The sequence below is a fragment of the Nostoc sp. genome (genome assembly GCF_036919815.1).
In the GTDB taxonomy this organism is placed as follows: Bacteria; Cyanobacteriota; Cyanobacteriia; order Cyanobacteriales; family Nostocaceae; genus Nostoc.
Genome location: NZ_JBALCE010000128.1, coordinates 47,985 through 65,256 on the forward strand (window position 1 = coordinate 47,985; position 17,272 = coordinate 65,256).

At 42.1% G+C, this 17,272-nt stretch carries 18 protein-coding genes; 9 read left to right on the forward strand and 9 right to left on the reverse strand.

Translation table 11 applies throughout. The annotated features are described in order from the left end of the window. Positions 1-625 precede the first annotated feature (625 nt). Complete coding sequence (locus V7K15_RS29285; RefSeq protein ID WP_334911415.1) at positions 626-1,528, forward strand: alpha/beta fold hydrolase; 903 nt, start codon at positions 626-628, stop codon at positions 1,526-1,528. A gap of 30 nt (positions 1,529-1,558) precedes the next feature. On the opposite strand, the gene V7K15_RS29290 is transcribed toward V7K15_RS29285, so the two are convergent. Then, entirely contained in the window at positions 1,559-1,900 is a 342-nt protein-coding gene (locus V7K15_RS29290; RefSeq protein ID WP_334911417.1) for a hypothetical protein, read from the reverse strand. A gap of 57 nt (positions 1,901-1,957) precedes the next feature. Continuing rightward, a complete protein-coding gene (locus V7K15_RS29295; protein WP_334911419.1) occupies positions 1,958-2,770 on the reverse strand; it encodes a Uma2 family endonuclease in 813 nt (270 codons plus the stop codon). Between the two features lie 120 nt (positions 2,771-2,890). Between V7K15_RS29295 and uvrA the strand changes: the two genes are divergently transcribed. Beyond that, positions 2,891-5,779 carry an excinuclease ABC subunit UvrA gene (gene uvrA, locus V7K15_RS29300; RefSeq protein ID WP_334911421.1) on the forward strand — a complete coding sequence of 963 codons (2,889 nt, stop codon included), beginning with the start codon at positions 2,891-2,893 and terminating at the stop codon, positions 5,777-5,779. 89 nt (positions 5,780-5,868) lie between these two features. Then, positions 5,869-6,048: a DUF4926 domain-containing protein gene (locus V7K15_RS29305; protein ID WP_334911423.1), complete on the forward strand. Its 180-nt coding sequence runs from the start codon at positions 5,869-5,871 to the stop codon at positions 6,046-6,048. A 190-nt stretch (positions 6,049-6,238) separates the two neighbouring features. Here V7K15_RS29305 and V7K15_RS29310 read toward each other — a convergent pair whose 3' ends face one another. The 5 genes from V7K15_RS29310 to V7K15_RS29330 all read right to left on the reverse strand — a co-directional run bounded on the left by V7K15_RS29310 (position 6,239) and on the right by V7K15_RS29330 (position 9,049). Beyond that, a complete protein-coding gene (locus V7K15_RS29310) occupies positions 6,239-6,640 on the reverse strand; it encodes a helix-turn-helix domain-containing protein (RefSeq protein WP_334911424.1) in 402 nt (133 codons plus the stop codon). Between the two features lie 43 nt (positions 6,641-6,683). Next, positions 6,684-7,085, reverse strand: coding sequence for a type II toxin-antitoxin system VapC family toxin (locus V7K15_RS29315; protein WP_334911426.1), 402 nt, complete (start codon positions 7,083-7,085; stop codon positions 6,684-6,686). Next, positions 7,085-7,321: a hypothetical protein gene (locus V7K15_RS29320; RefSeq protein WP_334911428.1), complete on the reverse strand. Its 237-nt coding sequence runs from the start codon at positions 7,319-7,321 to the stop codon at positions 7,085-7,087. Before V7K15_RS29320 ends, V7K15_RS29315 begins: the two co-directional genes overlap by 1 nt. A gap of 132 nt (positions 7,322-7,453) precedes the next feature. After that, positions 7,454-7,888, reverse strand: coding sequence for a DUF2358 domain-containing protein (locus V7K15_RS29325; RefSeq protein ID WP_442949727.1), 435 nt, complete (start codon positions 7,886-7,888; stop codon positions 7,454-7,456). A gap of 6 nt (positions 7,889-7,894) precedes the next feature. Continuing rightward, positions 7,895-9,049: a glycoside hydrolase family 10 protein gene (locus tag V7K15_RS29330; protein WP_334911432.1), complete on the reverse strand. Its 1,155-nt coding sequence runs from the start codon at positions 9,047-9,049 to the stop codon at positions 7,895-7,897. 112 nt (positions 9,050-9,161) lie between these two features. On the opposite strand from V7K15_RS29330, the gene V7K15_RS29335 reads away from it, so the two are divergent. The 3 genes from V7K15_RS29335 (at position 9,162) to V7K15_RS29345 (ending at position 11,830) form a co-directional block, all read left to right on the forward strand. Further along, the gene (locus V7K15_RS29335; protein ID WP_334911434.1) at positions 9,162-10,025 is read left to right on the forward strand and encodes an alpha/beta fold hydrolase; all 864 of its coding nucleotides are present in this window, start codon (positions 9,162-9,164) and stop codon (positions 10,023-10,025) included. Positions 10,026-10,331: 306 nt separating this feature from the next. After that, on the forward strand, positions 10,332-10,787 hold the full coding sequence (locus tag V7K15_RS29340; protein WP_334911436.1) for a pentapeptide repeat-containing protein: 456 nt from the start codon (positions 10,332-10,334) through the stop codon (positions 10,785-10,787). A gap of 230 nt (positions 10,788-11,017) precedes the next feature. Further along, positions 11,018-11,830: a Uma2 family endonuclease gene (locus V7K15_RS29345; protein WP_334911438.1), complete on the forward strand. Its 813-nt coding sequence runs from the start codon at positions 11,018-11,020 to the stop codon at positions 11,828-11,830. Positions 11,831-12,290: 460 nt separating this feature from the next. On the opposite strand, the gene pirA is transcribed toward V7K15_RS29345, so the two are convergent. Then, positions 12,291-12,446 carry an arginine synthesis PII-interacting regulator PirA gene (gene pirA / locus V7K15_RS29350; protein WP_292804990.1) on the reverse strand — a complete coding sequence of 52 codons (156 nt, stop codon included), beginning with the start codon at positions 12,444-12,446 and terminating at the stop codon, positions 12,291-12,293. Positions 12,447-12,556: 110 nt separating this feature from the next. Here pirA and V7K15_RS29355 point away from each other — a divergent pair, with 110 nt between their 5' ends. Then, positions 12,557-13,360, forward strand: coding sequence for an SAM hydrolase/SAM-dependent halogenase family protein (locus V7K15_RS29355; RefSeq protein ID WP_334911440.1), 804 nt, complete (start codon positions 12,557-12,559; stop codon positions 13,358-13,360). Between the two features lie 228 nt (positions 13,361-13,588). Here V7K15_RS29355 and V7K15_RS29360 read toward each other — a convergent pair whose 3' ends face one another. Next, complete coding sequence (locus tag V7K15_RS29360; protein WP_334911442.1) at positions 13,589-15,190, reverse strand: peptide ligase PGM1-related protein; 1,602 nt, start codon at positions 15,188-15,190, stop codon at positions 13,589-13,591. 401 nt (positions 15,191-15,591) lie between these two features. Here V7K15_RS29360 and V7K15_RS29365 point away from each other — a divergent pair, with 401 nt between their 5' ends. Together V7K15_RS29365 and V7K15_RS29370 are read left to right on the forward strand one after the other, a co-directional pair. Beyond that, the gene (locus tag V7K15_RS29365) at positions 15,592-16,464 is read left to right on the forward strand and encodes an SDR family oxidoreductase (protein WP_334911444.1); all 873 of its coding nucleotides are present in this window, start codon (positions 15,592-15,594) and stop codon (positions 16,462-16,464) included. Between the two features lie 154 nt (positions 16,465-16,618). Next, a complete protein-coding gene (locus V7K15_RS29370; protein WP_334911446.1) occupies positions 16,619-16,876 on the forward strand; it encodes a hypothetical protein in 258 nt (85 codons plus the stop codon). Positions 16,877-17,272 lie beyond the last annotated feature (396 nt).

Genomic DNA, 17,272 nt, shown 5'->3' on the forward strand with positions numbered 1-17,272 from the left:
GAAAAATAGTGAGAAGTTTGGAAACAATTGGGCGAATAAAATGAGACTGTTGGTAAATTCACGATGGGTTAAATCATCCATCCCTAAAAGCTGGGTTTGGCGTTGCTTTCCCGCCCTGCAATTTATTGCAGGCTAATAGCTAAAGTACGTTGAAACGCACTGAAATTAAATAAATTAAGATGGATTGCAATACTGCGTAGGTTTTGCCTCAAAAATAAAAATGTGTAGGTTGGGGAGCTACTCACGCGAGTATTTTCACTCGTTCCCATGCTCTGATGGGAACGGCTGATTAGGGGCTGCTGCCTCCAGTTAAATATTTAGGACTTACGCATTGACAATAAATAGTAAATATGTATAACGTGAAAAACCACATCTTTCGTAGGGGTAAAGCGCATTGCTAAACCCCTACAATATGGTCTATTTACGATCAAAGGATAATTAATAAAAGCCTAAAACAACCTCAATATCCTTAATACACATCATGAGGAATTTGTACAGTGCATAAGTCCTAATATTGAGTCAGAATTGAATTGAGTCAGAGACTCAATGAATGCATTCCCATACGGAGTATAGGAACGAGGAATTAAGATTACTATAGTGAAGAAAGACTTTATAAATCTTATTAATGACTGTAACTACACAAGAGCTTGCAACCCAAGACGCCTTTGAAAAATTCTTTTGGAATTGGCAGGGCTACAAAATTCAGTATACTGTCATGGGTACAGGATGCCCTCTGATACTGGTTCACGGCTTTGGTGCTTCCATTGGACACTGGCGCAAAAATATCCCAGTTTTAGCTAATGCTGGCTACCAAGTATTTGCCATAGACCTTTTAGGTTTTGGTGGTTCTGATAAAGCGCCAATTGATTACACTGTGGAAGTTTGGGTGGAACTGCTGAAAGATTTCTGCACAGCACACATACACGAACCTGCTGTATTTATTGGCAACTCCATTGGCGCACTTTTGAGCTTGATAGTACTGGTAGAACATCCCAAAATTGCTGCTGGTGGTATTTTAATTAACTCTGCGGGTGGTTTGAGTCATCGTTCAGACGAATTGAACCCGCCGTTACGGATTGTGATGGCAGCTTTTAATCGGTTTGTGCGATCGCCAATTACAGGTAAATTTGTCTATAATCGCATCCGCCAAAAAGCCCAAATTCGCCGTACCCTCTACCAAGTTTACCGCGATCGGGAAGCCGTCACCGATGAATTAGTCGATTTACTTTATACTCCCTCTTGCGATCCGGGAGCGCAACAAGTTTTTGCCTCCATTCTCACCGCACCTCCTGGCCCAAGTCCAGAGGAACTATTGCCTAAAGTAAAATGTCCTCTTTTAATAATTTGGGGTGCTGACGATCCTTGGACACCAATTACCGGGGCAAAGATTTACGAAGAGGCGCGTGAGAATGGCAAAGAAATCAAAATTGTTCCCATTCCTAATGCCGGTCATTGTCCCCATGATGAAGTTCCAGATATTGTCAATGCCCAGATTGTCGATTGGCTAGCGCAACATCAAGAGTGCTAAGTCAGAAGTTTGGAGTTTGGAAAGACGCGATTAATCGCGTCTGTACAGGAGTGAGGAGTTATTGTAGCAATTCTGAATCATTCCTAAGAAAGTTGAAAATGCGATCGCCTGCTGTAATGCTGAGTTTAAATATAGAGTAAAAGGCGATCGCTTGATAAAAAAGAAATGCGATCGCAGTTCCAACCACGGAGTTTCGAGTTCCAATCTCGGAGTTCCGAGTTCCAAGCACGGAGTTTCGAGTTCCAATCTCGGAGTTCCGAGTTCCAAGCACGGAGTTTCGAGTTCCAAGCTCGGAGTTCCGAGTTCTAAGCACAGAGTTTCGAGTTCTAATCTCGGAGTTCCGAGTTCCAAGCACGGAGTTTCGAGTACCAATCTCGGAGTTCCGAGTTCCAAGCATGGAGTTTCGAGTACCGAACACGGAGTTTCGAGTTAAATCTCCGGTTCTACTCCCAGCGCTTTTAACTGAGCTGCTAATCTCTCTGCACGCTGGCGTTCTTGTTCTGCACGCTGACTTTCTTGCTCTGCACGCTGACTTTCTTGTTCTGCACGCTGACTTTCTTGTTCTGCACGCTGTTGAGCAGCGTTTTTCTCTTGCCGTTCTTTTGCTGCTAACTCCAAACCCCACAGTAATAGTTCGCCGTTGTCATCCCACCAACGTAACCAATAACCTGTGCGGTTATCTCGGCTTCCTTCCCATACGCCTAAAAACAAATTAATTTCGGCAATCCAGTGACGATCGCTTGAATCCGGCGTTTGCAGTTCATAATTTCCTAAATCATCTCGCCGATAAACTTCTAAAACTCCTTCGTCTGGTTCAAAAATTACATAGTTTGGCACTTGTAAAATTTGCTCATAATAAAACCACTTACCAGGGGGATAGGTCGGTTTACTAGAATACTCTCCACCTTCGGTATCTGAGATAAATTCCATCACAATTACGGGGATATCACCTTGCAGTCGTGGGGTATAACTGCGCTTGACTTCTTCTCGTGAGACTCGAATAGATGATACATATCCCCAATCTGGCGCTTTGATCACAAATCGATTATTTAAGGTGGCGCAGATGCCGTAGTTAGTGATGGTTAAAGCATCGGCGGGTAATCTGCTGGCAAGTTCTAAGCTTTCTGTTAAAGCAGCAGCCAATAGTGGCTGATTAATGTTATCCACTGGCTCGTTCTCTAAAACAAAATCATCAGGTAACTTTTGCCAAGTAACTTCATGGGTGGCGGCATTGGCTAGCATAATTCAGAATATGTCAAGTACAACTTCAATTTAAAACAGTACTATTGTTCTACTATAAACCAATTAAAGATAGTATTATTAAGGACTGTTTCATCAGAAACTCCCTCTTCGCCGCCCAATATGTCAGACCAACAGCTAGCAGCATCCTTGAATGGACATCTTCCGCACCCCAGCCACAACAGCCAGAATACGATTCGGATTCGGGGTGCTAGGCAGCATAATCTGAAAAATATTGACTTGGAACTGCCGCGCGATCGCTTGATTGTATTCACTGGCGTTTCTGGTTCTGGTAAGTCTTCCCTGGCCTTTGACACCATTTTCGCTGAAGGGCAACGTCGCTATGTGGAATCCCTCAGCGCCTACGCACGGCAATTTTTAGGACAGTTGGATAAGCCGGATGTGGAGGCAATTGAAGGCTTAAGTCCAGCAATTTCCATTGACCAAAAGTCAACGTCTCATAACCCCCGTTCCACTGTGGGTACGGTGACGGAGATTTACGACTATTTGCGGCTGTTATTTGGTCGTGCAGGTGAACCCCATTGTCCGATATGCGATCGCTGTATTGCACCCCAGACAATCGATGAGATGTGCGATCGGATTATGGAATTAAGCGATCGCACCCGCTTCCAAATTCTTGCACCCGTTGTCCGGGGGAAAAAAGGCACACATCGTAAGCTTTTGTCAAGTCTGGCATCTCAAGGTTTTGTCCGCGTGCGGATTAATGGCGAGGTACGCGAACTGTCAGATTCGATTGAATTGGATAAAAATTTTACTCACACCATCGAAGTCGTAATTGACCGTTTGGTGAAAAAGGCTGATATCCAAGAGCGTTTGGTTGATTCCTTGTCTACGTGTCTCAAACAATCGGGTGGTATTGCGACCATTCTTGTGAGTCTACTTGGTGACGACGGACAAGAAAAAGAAGAAGAATTAGTATTTTCGGAAAACTTTGCTTGTCCAGAACATGGGGCGGTGATGGAGGAACTATCGCCGCGATTGTTCTCGTTTAACTCACCTTATGGTGCTTGTCCGCACTGTCATGGAATCGGGACTTTAAGAAGATTTGCGCCTGATTTGATTATACCCGACTCGGAAGCGCCACTTTATGCGGCGATCGCGCCTTGGTCAGAAAAAGATAATTCTTATTATTTGGAATTACTTTATAGCGTAGGGCAAAGCTATGGGTTTGAGTTACAGACAAATTGGAGCAAGCTGACAGAAGAACAGCAGCAAATTGTTTTGTATGGAGAGAAAGATGAACGAATCGCAGAGGCACAGAGAAAGCAGAGTTTTAAAGGCGCTATTCCCATTTTGCAACGACAGTATGAGGGTGGTTCTGAATTAGTTAAGCAAAAATTAGAGCAGTATTTAATTGATCAACCGTGTGAAGTTTGTAAAGGAAAACGGTTAAAACCGGAAGCCTTAGCGGTGAAGTTAGGACAATATAGAATTTTAGAATTAACTAGCGTATCAATTCGGGATTGTCGGGAGAGAATTGATCAATTCCAGTTGAGCGATCGCCAGTTACAAATTGCTGATTTAGTACTCCGAGAAATCAAAGCAAGATTGCAATTTTTGTTAGATGTAGGTTTAGATTATCTCACCCTTGATCGTCCCGCAATGACGCTTTCTGGTGGCGAAGCCCAACGAATTCGTTTAGCAACGCAAATTGGTTCTGGTTTAACAGGAGTTCTCTACGTTTTAGATGAACCGAGTATTGGATTGCATCAACGAGATAATGGCAGGTTGCTGAAAACTTTAACTAAATTGCGCGATTTGGGTAATACATTAATTGTTGTTGAGCATGATGAAGAAACAATTCGTGCAGCCAACTACATAGTTGATATTGGCCCTGGTGCAGGAATTCACGGGGGAAATATTGTCGCCCAAGGTGATTTTCAGGCGTTGCTAGCAGCCGAAGATTCCTTGACGGGTGCGTATTTATCAGGAAGACGAGTAATTACCACACCACCAGAACGCCGAGAAGGAAATGGGCGCAGTTTAGGAATTAAAAATGCCCATCGCAACAATTTGAGAAATATAGATGTAGAAATTCCATTAGGTAAACTTGTCGCCATTACAGGTGTGTCGGGTTCTGGCAAATCTACCCTGATTAACGAGTTGCTGTTCCCATCTCTGCAACACCATTTAACTAAGAAAGTTCCCTTACCCAAACATTTGGATAAAATTCAGGGATTAAACGCGATTGATAAAGCGATCGTTATCGATCAATCTCCCATTGGACGTACACCACGTTCTAACCCTGCAACTTACACAGGAATTTTCGATGCTATTCGAGATGTATTTTCGCAAACAGTAGAAGCCAAAGCTAGGGGTTACAAACCTGGACAATTTTCTTTTAACGTTAAAGGTGGACGTTGCGAAGCTTGTAGCGGACAAGGTGTGAATGTTATTGAAATGAACTTTCTCCCCGATGTTTACGTGCAATGCGAAATTTGTAAAGGTGCGAGATACAACCGCGAAACATTGCAAGTGAAATACAAAGATAAGTCTATTTCTGATGTTTTGAGAATGACAGTTGAGGAAAGTTTAGACTTTTTCCAAAATATTCCCAAAGCGATCGCGCGTTTGCAAACTTTATTTGATGTTGGGTTGGGTTATGTCCAACTAGGACAACCTGCGACTACCTTATCTGGCGGTGAAGCGCAACGAGTGAAATTAGCCACAGAATTATCTCGACGCGCCACAGGTAAGACACTTTATTTAATCGATGAACCGACAACAGGGTTATCTTTTTACGATGTCCACAAATTGTTAGATGTGTTGCAAAGGTTGGTAGATAAAGGTAATTCAATATTAGTAATTGAACACAACTTAGATGTAATCCGTTGTTCTGATTGGGTGATAGATTTGGGGCCAGAAGGTGGCGATAAAGGGGGAGAATTGATTGCTGTGGGGACACCAGAGGAAGTTGCAAAAAATCCCCGGTCTTATACTGGGCAATATTTGCAGCAAGTGTTGAAACAATATCCGGTGATGAAATCTTAGTCTTTTCAAAGTGTTTGGATAGTGCGTAATAATGAAGGCTTCCCCCGCCTAGTTACCTGTTATATAATCTAAGCAATGAGGTAATACCAATGAAATTATTAGATGTGGTTGCCCTAACCGAAGACTTCCCAGAATTGGGATTGCATCGCGGTCAAGTAGGAACGATTGTAGAAGAATATGAACGTGGAGTTTTTGAAGTAGAATTCAGCGACTTAACAGGAAAACCTTATGCCGTAGAAACTTTAAATGCTAGCCAGCTAATGACTTGATATCATGGTATTTTTCACATAACAAAAACCCTCAGAATGCTTAGTCTTTGAGGGTTTTGTCGAGATTTGGCGGTATTGGGAAAAGTTAAAGAAGGCTATCGCACACTAAATTTCTTCTATAGTTTTATTACCTAGTAAATCATTTTATAATTCCTCTCTAGCTTTTTCTATACTTTTACCATCTAGAAAATCAACAAATAAACAAACTTGCATCAACGTGAAAAAGTTTTCCCAAAGCCTCAGCTTGTTCTTTAGTGATTCCTAACTCACCATTAATTACTTTAGTAACAATCTCGCTCGAACCAAAAATTTCTACCAAATCAGATTTTTCCAAACTCCTAGCTTCCATCAAATGCAAGAGTCTTGAGCGAGGTGTTGAAACATTAAGCTGATAGTGCTTCTCTTCAAAATCCTCAATCAGTTTTACCAATAATTCCAACAAAGTATCTTCTTCAAAAGTCAGATGAGAACGAGAAAGCAGTTCTTCAACAGTTTCCAAAAACTTCTCATTTTCCTCTTCTGTCTTAATAATCCGAGGTTGATATTGAGACAGCAATTGACTGTAAACGTCTGAGTTAAAAGTAAGGGTCATTTTCCAGTAGTCTTTGTCATACCCAATTACAAAGATTCTCATCCTACCAGATTATAGCTACCCCAGATAAAGGCATTCTAGTGTCTCTACTAATCAGGGGTAAACCTAAATACTTAGCTGTGGCTGCAATAATTCTGTCAGGCATATCAGGAACACTGTCTCGTGGTATTGTTGCCAATGCTGTAACTACCTCATCTGTAAGATTTGCTAGAATCATTCCACTAGTCCCAGCTATTAATGCAGCATCTAGCTGAGACTTCATATCCGCTGATATACGTCCTTTTTCCTGTAAATAAACAATTTCTACAAGGCAAATCGTTGGGATGTAAATAACAATTTCACCGCGATCGCACTCCTCAAAAGCCTGGTTAGCAGCAGGACTAAGACGCAAACTATCTTCTAAATACCAAATCAGAGCATGGGTATCCGTTACCAAATTAGACATCAAACGTCCTTTCCAGGGAAGTTTACCCACATTTGCTCTCTAATTTCTGAAATGTCTGATTCACTGATATTGCTACCTCGCCACAACCCTCTCAAAGACTTTCGCAGTTTAGGCTGAATCATTGTCAACTCTCTTTCGATTTGCGGTGCGACTTGCTCAATCAAGCGTACCTTATCTACTAGTGAAAGCCGCTTTACTAATTCAAGAGCTTCTTCTAACTTTACTGCTTTCTCCATTTTTATGACCTTAACTTTTATTAACAGCTTATCATTATCTTAGTCAAGAGAAAGAGTTGATTTAAACTAAATTTTACAACCTATTTCAATCTCAATTATTCTTCGTCTAAAAAACGAATATCTAGAAACTAATTAGCTCTCTCCTCCCCTTTGCCAAAACTGTCGTAAAATCTCCCCTGGTTTTCTATCCCAGGTGTCGATATGTTCATATATTAAATTATCTTCGTTGAGTTTATAGGTTGAATAGCCATTAAAAAGCAACCCAGCTTTCCAAGGAACACGCAACACTCCCCGCACTGTCCATTTTGCTAAAATCGTATCTTCGGCTGACTGATAAACCTCATGTACATCAAAGTAAATTTGGGTAAAAAATAGCCGAGCATGAAATCGCAAAGTCCAAAATATAATGCGATAGTTAAATTTATATTTGAATGTATTCACCGGGTCTTTAAAATAGATATCCTGTGTATAGATATCATAGGAAATATCTTTTTCAAAAAGTGTCGGTAAATCCTGTTTGAGAGTTTTAATTACCCGTTCCACCGATAATTGAGATTTCACGCGCATTTTCCCTTAAAAAATATTTTTTAACAACCTTTCTACTCCTCGCCAAATAGAAGATGTCCTCTTGTTACTCACACCACCCGCACTCAAATCTGACAGAGTGGGAAATGATGCAGACTTAGCATAAGGCCCATTTTGCAAAACTTTAGCTAGGGTATTGTTATTCTCGCGCAAACCTTCGTAAAAAAAGAATACCTCTCCTTGAATGCGAAGTTGACGATTGTATTCAATTGCCTGCACCAGATATTCTGGACTAATACAATAATTGCCAAGCTTCATTAATATTCCCGGTGCTAACTTGGGCAACGTCGTATCTGTGAACTGCTGAGTTACTAGTTTATCAGCGATCGCACGGTAACTCCTAAAGTCACGGCGATAAATCTGCGGCTGAATCATATCAACTATTCCCCGCTTCAACCATGCGGGTGAATCTTGCAGATATTCCTGGAATGCCCAATCATAGATATTAGGTGCGATCGCTACCAATAAGTTAGGATTCACCGCTTTCACCTCCCGATAGAGACGCGCTAAGAAGTCAGTGAGAATATCTGCACGCCACTGTAACCATTGTCTATCCTGGGGATTCTGTGGCGGATTGCGATTAAATTCCTGCCGATAGCGGCTGACAGTTCCCTCGTCATAGCCACCTTCACAGGGTAATGCAGGCAAGCGATCGTCACCTTGCACACCATCCACATCATAATTTTTCACAACTTCCAGCACCAATTTCAACAAAAATTCCTGCACTTGTCCGTCGAGGGCATTCAACCACTCAAAGCCGTTTTTCTTCAGTAAGTTGCCCTTACAATCACGCGCAGCCCATTCCGGTTTTTTCTGTAAAAGTACACCGCCATTCAAATTATAGGAACTGGCAAAACCGTATTCAAACCAAGGAATGACTTTCAACCCAACTCGCCGCGCCTCAACCACCACTTCTTCTAAAGGGTCGCGTCCTACACACATAGGGTCAATTTCGACTCCAAAAGTCTGCTGCATTGTTTGACTAGGATACTGAGTTACAGCCTTGTTCCAAACCACGGGAAACACCACATTAAATCCCGTCTCAGCAAGAAAATCCATCGCCTCAGCAATGCGTTGCTTTGACTTTAGAACTTTACTATCAGTAGTGGTTAACCAAATACCACGCGTTTCTATTGCACCCATTTTATTTGTGTCTCAAATAATCATCTTATTGCCCTTTTAAAACTATCTCTTAGCAGATGTTTTGACGAAACATATTACACATAATAACTATCACCTACAAAAAATCCTAGATATGTCTGTAATAGAAGTGACTTGGAAACACGAATATATAACTACTAATGGGGTGAAACTACACTACGTTACCGAAGGTGAAGGCCCCTTAATGTTGATGTTGCATGGGTTTCCTGAGTTTTGGTATTCTTGGCGGCATCAAATACCAGAATTTGCCCAAGATTTTAAAGTCGTCGCCCTTGACTTGCGTGGCTACAACGATAGTGATAAACCAACAGAGCAATCAGCTTATGTAATGAATGAATTTATCAAAGATGTTGAGGGAGTAATTAAAGGATTAGGATATCAAAAGTGTGTTTTAGTTGGACATGATTGGGGTGGTGCGATCGCTTGGAATTTTGCCTATGCTCATCCCGAAATGCTGGAGCAATTAATTATCCTTAACCTGCCTCATCCTGCCAAATTTGCCCAAGGGTTACGCACTCCCCAACAGTTGCTGCGTAGTTACTACGTGTTTGTCTTTCAACTACCGTGGATACCAGAATTACTTTTACAATCTTCAGACTACCAAGCTATTGAAACAGCTTTTAAAGGTACAGCAGTTAACAAGAGTGCTTTCACTAAAGCGGATATTGGCGCTTATAAAAATGCTGCTGCAAAACCCGGTGCCCTCACAGCAATGTTGAACTATTACCGCAATATTTTTCAACAGAGAATGCTAAATCCAAATTGGGGCGTTCTAGAAGTGCCAACGCTGATGATTTGGGGAGAAAATGACACTGCACTCGGCAAAGAACTAACCTACGACACTGTAGCCTATGTCAGGGACTTTCAAATCAAATATATTCCTAATTGTGGTCATTGGGTGCAGCAAGAACAGCCTGAGTTGGTGAATCAGTATATGCGAGAATTTCTGAAGACTTAACTTAACACTATATGTTATGGAATCAATTCATCAAGTATTAATACTTATGAAAATAGCCAAATTATGGCGAGTAGTCCAAGCTTTTAAAAAGATTTAACAGTGATTTAACATTGGCAGGTTTTCCGGTTTATTGACTAAAAATCGTCAAAAAACAAAAGAAGTGACATTTTTTCCTTCGCTAGGATAGCTATTTCAGATCGCAACCAACTTCTGAGGGCATAGATAGATTGACCTTACGAAGTTTAGTGAGATAATAGAGTCGTGAGGGACAGAACGGACGCAACTTGATTATTAAGGGGGAAAATTATGAAACTCCAGCTATTAGCGGCCATGGCCTTAGCAACTCCCCTATTTTTCACTAGCTCGGTTAGAGCCGGGAATCCGCAGGACTTACAAAAGCTGCTTTCAACTGGGGAATGTGTCAAGTGTGAACTATCGGGAGCTAACCTCAGTGGCGCTCATTTAATTGGTGCTGATTTGAGAGGCTCGAAGCTCCAAGGAGCCAACCTTGTAGGGGCTAACCTCGAAGGTGCTGACTTAACTGGTGCAAACTTGGCAGGTGCTAATCTAACATCGGCTTATGTAACCAATGTGAATTTGAAGCAAACTAATCTCAACGGCGTAAATTTTACTCGCGCTACGATTAACGATTCTAATGTGTATCAAGCATCAATGAATGATCTCAATCTGACTGATGCGAAAATATATAACACTGGAATCGGTATTGGTGGAGAAGATGCCGAGATTCCTGATTGGAAATAGGTTTAACTGAGTAGGCAGGTTAAAATAAACACAACATAGGTTTTTGCCGGCTTTAAATCAGAGAAACTGGTTTTTTGCCAGCATTATCCTTAAAATTTGCCTATACAAAAATAAAAAATGAACCCTCTCTGCCTTGTAATCACTTTACTATGACCAAAGCAGAGGGGGTTTTTTATGGGAATTGATCCTGCTGCCACAATAGAATTAAGCTGCTATCCCCAGAATTCCTTATGAGTGAATCTATCACCTTGACAGACGCTGGCTTATTACCAGAAGATTTGTTACCAGATATTAATCATTTGGTAACAGAGGACGATGAACCCTTGGATAATCTACCATCTGAAAAACAACAACGGCTACTGACAGAAACCCTTTACAGTTCTTGGAACGGCGCAAGTAATGCCCAAGGGTTTCTCGTGGCGGCCAATGTGGGGTTATTTCCCAGTAGTAAGCAACCGCCGATTGTGCCTGATGTATTCTTGAGCCTGGATGTACAAGTAGCTGAAAACTGGTGGGAAAAACGGCATCGTTCTTATTTCTTCTGGGACTTTGGTAAACCGCCAGAGGTGGTAATTGAAATTGTTTCAAATCGAGAAGGCAATGAAACAGGACGGAAAATCTTAGAGTATGCCAGGATGCGGGTAATGTACTACATTATCTTTGACCCAACTCGGCAACTTCGTGGTGAAGTTCTACAGATGTACGAGTTGCGAGGGCGGCAATACATACCCATGAGTGAGCAATGGCTGACTGAAGTTGAGCTAGCTTTATGTTTGTGGGAAGGTGCGTATGAAGGTAAGCGGGATGTTTGGCTTAGGTGGTGTGATGCTACAGGGAATATGATTCCGACTGGTGCAGAACGAGCTGAGCAAGAACACTTACGAGCCGAGCAAGAACGTTTACGAGCCGAGCAAGAACACTTACGAGCCGAGCAAGAACGCTTACGAGCCGAGCAAGAGCGAGAAGCCAAAGAAACTGCCCTGCAACGGGCTGAACGCTTGGCAGCACAGTTACGAGCATTGGGTGTTGAGCCGGAAGTCTGAGAATGGGGAGTGAGGAGTCGGCTTGCCGTGAGCGTAGTCGAATGGGAGTGGGGTAAGGGACTTCAAAATAAAAAAATACTCAACTACTTATTGTAGGGTGGGCGACACGAGAGCCTTTGGCTATAGGTGGGCAAGACTTTCCTGCGAAACGCTACGCGAACGGCGTGAGCGCTCGGTCGAACGCTGCTCACCTCACAAGATTGAATAATTTATTTTAGGACTTACACAAACAATAGCTGAAATCCTGATTTTTAGGTAGGGGCAATTCATGTAGCTTTAGCTGACCGCAGGGTATTGCCCCTACCGCGTGTAGTTTTGCGTAAGTCCTATATTTGTTGGAAGTCCCTAATTCAATTAATTGAAAAACGCTTTTAGAGCGAAATTGCTAGGAAACCCCATAAAAACAAAAAACCCGCCGTAGCGGGTTACACAACAAAACTATGAACAATGAAAACTTGATTTAGCTGAAATGCGTCATCTCAGCTTCTAGTTGACGAATCAGTTGTTCGTCGCCCTTTGCTCTGGCTACTTGCAAGCGATGCTCTAGGCTTTTTTGAATATTCGCTCTGTGAACTTCTTGTCCTTTGCTCACACTTTGTAGTCTATTCTGACTCATAGTGATTACCTTTTTAACTTTTCGCTTTATGTCTTGTTTTCTTAACATAGCACATATTTTGTAACTGTTGCTACAGAAAAATTTTTTTATATAATTAGTTTCACCAAAATATGTCTAAGAACCAGATAAATCAACAACCACTCGTGACTTTACTGAGCGATTTCGGCGATCGCGATGTTTATGTGGGCATAATGAAGGGAATCATAGCCCAAATCAACAGAAGACTGACGGTGGTAGACTTAACGCACCAAATTAAGCCGCAAGATATCGCCGCAGCCAGGTTTTGCCTGATGAATGCTTATCCCTATTTCCCGGTTGGGACAGTATATGTGGCAGTAGTAGATCCGGGTGTGGGAAGCAAGCGACGAGCGATCGCAGTAGAATTTGCTCAAGGGTTTCTCGTCGGCCCAGATAATGGCATCTTCAGTGGGATACTAAGTCAAAGCCCAGCGATCGCAGCTGTCGAACTCACAAATCTTAACTATTGGCGAACTCCTCAACCAAGCAAGACTTTTCACGGTAGAGATATCTTTGCACCAGTGGGAGCTAATCTTGCTAGTGGCATCCTTCTCAAACAGCTAGGACAAGAAATTGATCCAGCAAGTTTGGTAAAACTGGATATAGGCGAGTGCAAGCAGATAACCACAGGTGTAGTGGGTTGCATTCAATATATTGACAATTTTGGCAACTTAGTCAGCAACATTCCAGGAAGTTACGTACAAGGCAAAACTTGGTGTGTGCAAGCCGCCGGGTTAAGTATACTAAGCGGTGAAACTTACAGTGATGTCAACGTCGGAGAGATAATCGCTTTAGTTGGCAGTCACGGCTGGGTAGAAATTGCCATTAATAGCGGCAATGCTCACTTACAGTTGCAGTTAGATTGGCAAGAAACGCTGCAAGTTGTCCTAACTTAAATACCGCACTTCGTGAGTGCCGCATCAAGAGAAACGGTAAGAGCAGTGTTACAAGGCATATAGCGCGTAAAGTACCATCTGAAAATTGATGGGGTCAAAATACCCTATCTGACTTTTTTTCTTGCCAATTGAGAATGACACGATTAGATGCATCTGGCTCAAGAACAAAACCCACAGACTTCTAGTAGAGTATTATTTTGATTTTGCAAATAGAAAATCTGAAAAACCTTAACTATATTCATCCCAAACCACGGGAAAGGAATAATCTGAAAACGCCGAGAAATCATGATTATTGCTACGGGTTTCTTCATCCAAAACTTTGACAACTTTGTTATAAATGTCTTGTGCTTGTTGCGGGGAATCACCGATGCTGGTTAATCCCAATTTGCCAAACTGCGAAAGGCAACCCATGAGATGAAAGACTGTACCCGTTTCAGTACCACTGTCAAAGTGTAGTCTCTGGTGAGCGATGATATCCATCAAATCATTAGGTAATAATCCTTGATAGCGCTCTTTTTGGAGATTGTCAGTGGCAATGTAGTATTTTGGACGACCTTGTTGACTATAAAATAAGCCCGTGGAAAGGTCATAACGACCGTTCGTTAATAATTTTAGGGTCATGAATGGATGAGTTGTGCCGCCTTTACGCAGGTTAATTTCGATCGCCTGAATATCCCACTCTCCATTACCCTTGTCAACGGCGATAAAATCTACACCAAATCGCTCTAAAGTGCCTTTCTCTGCTAGCTTTCGGCCAACTTGTAATCCCAATTGCTGTAATTGCAACCGATACCTTTCATCAGCCGGAAAGCGACAACCAAGATAAATTTGACCGTCTGGGCCTCCGAGAATTTGATCGTGGGTTGAAAGAATTTCGACTTCGCCATTGGGTGTGATCCGTCCTTGGACACTGGGCGATCGCTTAATTTCCCCTTCCACAAATGCTTCAGCGATCGCCCCTAATTCCCCGATTCTTCCCGAAAAATTGTCCCAACTCTCTTGCTTTGCTTGAAAGCGCATTGTTGAGAAGCGATCGCTAATTGCTGCTACCCTTTGGGCATGAGTACCTTTACTTGGTGCTAAATTCTCAATCGGTCTAAAGTCAAGCAATGCATTCCCTTCTCCAGAAATGCCTTCGTTGAGTTTTACCACTACCCGTTGTAATGTTGGTTGTCGTTCCCACAAATCACCGGTAGCTTCTGCCAAATCTGGATGATTCCAAACTTTTTCGGTGCCATCTGGATGTGGTACTCCGCTTTCCTTGAAGATTTCCCGACTGCCACTTTTTGTCCCCCAAATCTGTAAATCTGGTGCGGCAGCATACAGTGGTACACCTAATTTTACAGACAATTCGCCTTCCCAGTCCGAAGAGTTGTAGCAAATCATAAATGATTTATCTAGCCTCAAAGATTGATGAATCCGCTCTAGCAGGCGGGGGCGTTCTAAAATCTTTTGGCTGAGGGGCTTAAGAGAGGAATCGTAAGTAGAAAGTAGCAGTAAGCGATTCCGAGCATGAGAAAAGGGAATTCCTGGCAACAGTTGCAGATAATAATCAATAATACTAGGATGCAACGGTACTGATGTTACATAAACTAGCCGAGTCCGGGGATTTTGTAACCGAATTAAGGAAAATAGTAATCTTTCTTCATAATGTTCGCAGCCTTCGATCTTTTGGAGTTCGCGCTGGTCGATACTCAGAGAAGGAATAATTAAAATATCCGCTTCACTATTGTCAAATAGCTCGATCGTTTTCCAGCGATCGCGCAGAGTTGATTGTAAGTGGCGAAACTTTTCAACCTGCTCTAACTCGGAAATATTTAGTGTTGCCATAACCCTTGCTCTCTAATAATCTCAATGTAGCGCACCACGCAGACTTTTGGACGTTTAGTTTGGAGGTATAGCCCAGGTGTCAGGATTCAGGTAGTTTTGCAATAATTTTAATGAAGTCGGCAAGAATAAATCAAACTATAGCAATCCTACTTGATTTGTGATAATTGCAACCCATAGATCCGCGATTTCTTTAAGAAGTCGGGAATCTTGTTTCTCACTATTTCCTTAATTTCTTTTCCGTCTTAAGGTTGAGCAAATTCCAGCTTACTTTACCTCTAGGGAGCGATAAAGTACAGCGACATAATAGTTAACTTGAAAGCAGATGAAAAGTAGAAATCTTTCATCAGATGAGACTTGTGTACTTGTTTTTCGTGGTTAGGTGAATTATCAAGATAAAACCTATGGCTAAATCAAAAGAGCAAAAAGAAAAAAAATTACAACCGCCACAGCAACAAGAAGCACCAGGGGTTGAATCAGAAATGACGCCAAAACCCAAGGCAGATGATGCCAATTATCGGGGTAGTGGCAAGTTACAAGATAAAGTAGCATTGATTACGGGTGCAGATAGTGGTATTGGTCGTGCTGTAGCGATCGCATTTGCTAAAGAAGGTGCAGATGTGGCGATTCTTTACCTCAATGAACACGACGATGCCAAAGAAACAAAAGATTTGGTAAAAAAACAAGGGCGTCGTGCAATAACCATCGCAGGCGATATTGGCGATGAAACTTTTTGTCAGCAAGCTATACAACAAACAGTTGATGAGTTTGGCAAACTCGATATTCTCATCAACAATGCTGCCGAACAACATCCGCAAGAAAGTATTGAGGAAATTACCAAAGAACAACTAGAGCGCACTTTCCGCACTAATATATTCTCGATGTTTTTCATGACTAAAGCTGCACTCAAGCATTTAAAAGCAGGCAGTTCTATCATTAATACCACATCAGTGACAGCTTATAAAGGGAACCCACAACTACTAGATTATTCCTCTACAAAAGGTGCGATCGTTGCCTTTACTCGCTCCTTATCACAAAATTTGGTGTCAAAAAAAATTCGCGTTAACGCTGTCGCACCAGGGCCAATTTGGACACCTTTAATCCCCTCAACTTTTCCCAAAGAGAAAGTTGAAACTTTTGGTAAACAAGTACCAATGGAACGAGCCGGACAACCAGAAGAAGTTGCTCCCAGCTACGTTTTTTTAGCCTCTGATGATTCTTCTTATATGTCTGGACAAGTATTACACGTCAATGGTGGAGAAGTTATCAATGGCTAAGTAAATATAGTTTGGAGTTAGGAGAGACGCGATTAATCGCGTCTCTCCTAACTCTTAACTCCACCCTCATTGTCTTCCATTGGAGGGATGAGTCAATGGTAAAATCTTGATAATCTATCTAGCAGCAAACATTTAAGAAATAATAACTACGTCTATGGCATCTCCTACACCACTGCATGGCACGGAACTAGTAGATTGTGCTAGAGCAAATGCCAAGCAAGGGATTGAAACTGCTGCTCATCAATGTGGCTATGGTCAAGACCTCAACAAATTTGCACAAGAACTGAGACAAGCTTGTGAAGACATGAATTTACAAGTCAAGGAACTCAGCGGATTAATTACTGACCAAGACATGATACTGGAATTGGGTACTGGCGAAATTGTTGCTCCAGACACGGCATCAGAATTGTAAAAGTTAGTCATTTGTACCTAACGTTCCTCGCAATAATGCCCCTCAAGAGACAACTATCACTATTCTCGATTAGGACTTACGTAAAACTACATTCTGGGGCAATTCATATAGCTTTAGCTGACCGCAGGGTATTGCCTCTACCTAAAAATCATTCTTTTCAGCTATTGTTTGCCTAAGTCCTATCGATTGTCATTAGTCGGTTTTAACCCAATACAGTTCAGTTAAGCAATTTTTTCCTTCTCTTTCTTCTCTCTCTGTGTCGCGCCAGTTGCTACAAGTCTCTTAACCCGCCCAACGCACTGGCTTCTCTGCGCCTCTGTGGTAGCCTGCGGCAAGCCGCTCCGCGTCTACGTTAAAAAAAACGACTTTGACAAAGAGTGCTAGCCTTAACCCAAG

What these genes read in the sequence shown, in the direction of transcription:
- V7K15_RS29285 (WP_334911415.1), top strand. Translation starts at nt 626, where the DNA reads ATGACTGTAACTACACAAGAGCTTGCAACCCAAGACGCCTTTGAAAAA.
- V7K15_RS29295 (WP_334911419.1), bottom strand. Translation starts at nt 2,770, where the DNA reads ATGCTAGCCAATGCCGCCACCCATGAAGTTACTTGGCAAAAGTTACCT.
- uvrA (WP_334911421.1), top strand. Translation starts at nt 2,891, where the DNA reads ATGTCAGACCAACAGCTAGCAGCATCCTTGAATGGACATCTTCCGCAC.
- V7K15_RS29305 (WP_334911423.1), top strand. Translation starts at nt 5,869, where the DNA reads ATGAAATTATTAGATGTGGTTGCCCTAACCGAAGACTTCCCAGAATTG.
- V7K15_RS29310 (WP_334911424.1), bottom strand. Translation starts at nt 6,640, where the DNA reads ATGACCCTTACTTTTAACTCAGACGTTTACAGTCAATTGCTGTCTCAA.
- V7K15_RS29315 (WP_334911426.1), bottom strand. Translation starts at nt 7,085, where the DNA reads ATGTCTAATTTGGTAACGGATACCCATGCTCTGATTTGGTATTTAGAA.
- V7K15_RS29320 (WP_334911428.1), bottom strand. Translation starts at nt 7,321, where the DNA reads ATGGAGAAAGCAGTAAAGTTAGAAGAAGCTCTTGAATTAGTAAAGCGG.
- V7K15_RS29325 (WP_442949727.1), bottom strand. Translation starts at nt 7,888, where the DNA reads ATGCGCGTGAAATCTCAATTATCGGTGGAACGGGTAATTAAAACTCTC.
- V7K15_RS29330 (WP_334911432.1), bottom strand. Translation starts at nt 9,049, where the DNA reads ATGGGTGCAATAGAAACGCGTGGTATTTGGTTAACCACTACTGATAGT.
- V7K15_RS29335 (WP_334911434.1), top strand. Translation starts at nt 9,162, where the DNA reads ATGTCTGTAATAGAAGTGACTTGGAAACACGAATATATAACTACTAAT.
- V7K15_RS29340 (WP_334911436.1), top strand. Translation starts at nt 10,332, where the DNA reads ATGAAACTCCAGCTATTAGCGGCCATGGCCTTAGCAACTCCCCTATTT.
- V7K15_RS29345 (WP_334911438.1), top strand. Translation starts at nt 11,018, where the DNA reads ATGAGTGAATCTATCACCTTGACAGACGCTGGCTTATTACCAGAAGAT.
- pirA (WP_292804990.1), bottom strand. Translation starts at nt 12,446, where the DNA reads ATGAGTCAGAATAGACTACAAAGTGTGAGCAAAGGACAAGAAGTTCAC.
- V7K15_RS29355 (WP_334911440.1), top strand. Translation starts at nt 12,557, where the DNA reads ATGTCTAAGAACCAGATAAATCAACAACCACTCGTGACTTTACTGAGC.
- V7K15_RS29360 (WP_334911442.1), bottom strand. Translation starts at nt 15,190, where the DNA reads ATGGCAACACTAAATATTTCCGAGTTAGAGCAGGTTGAAAAGTTTCGC.
- V7K15_RS29365 (WP_334911444.1), top strand. Translation starts at nt 15,592, where the DNA reads ATGGCTAAATCAAAAGAGCAAAAAGAAAAAAAATTACAACCGCCACAG.
- V7K15_RS29370 (WP_334911446.1), top strand. Translation starts at nt 16,619, where the DNA reads ATGGCATCTCCTACACCACTGCATGGCACGGAACTAGTAGATTGTGCT.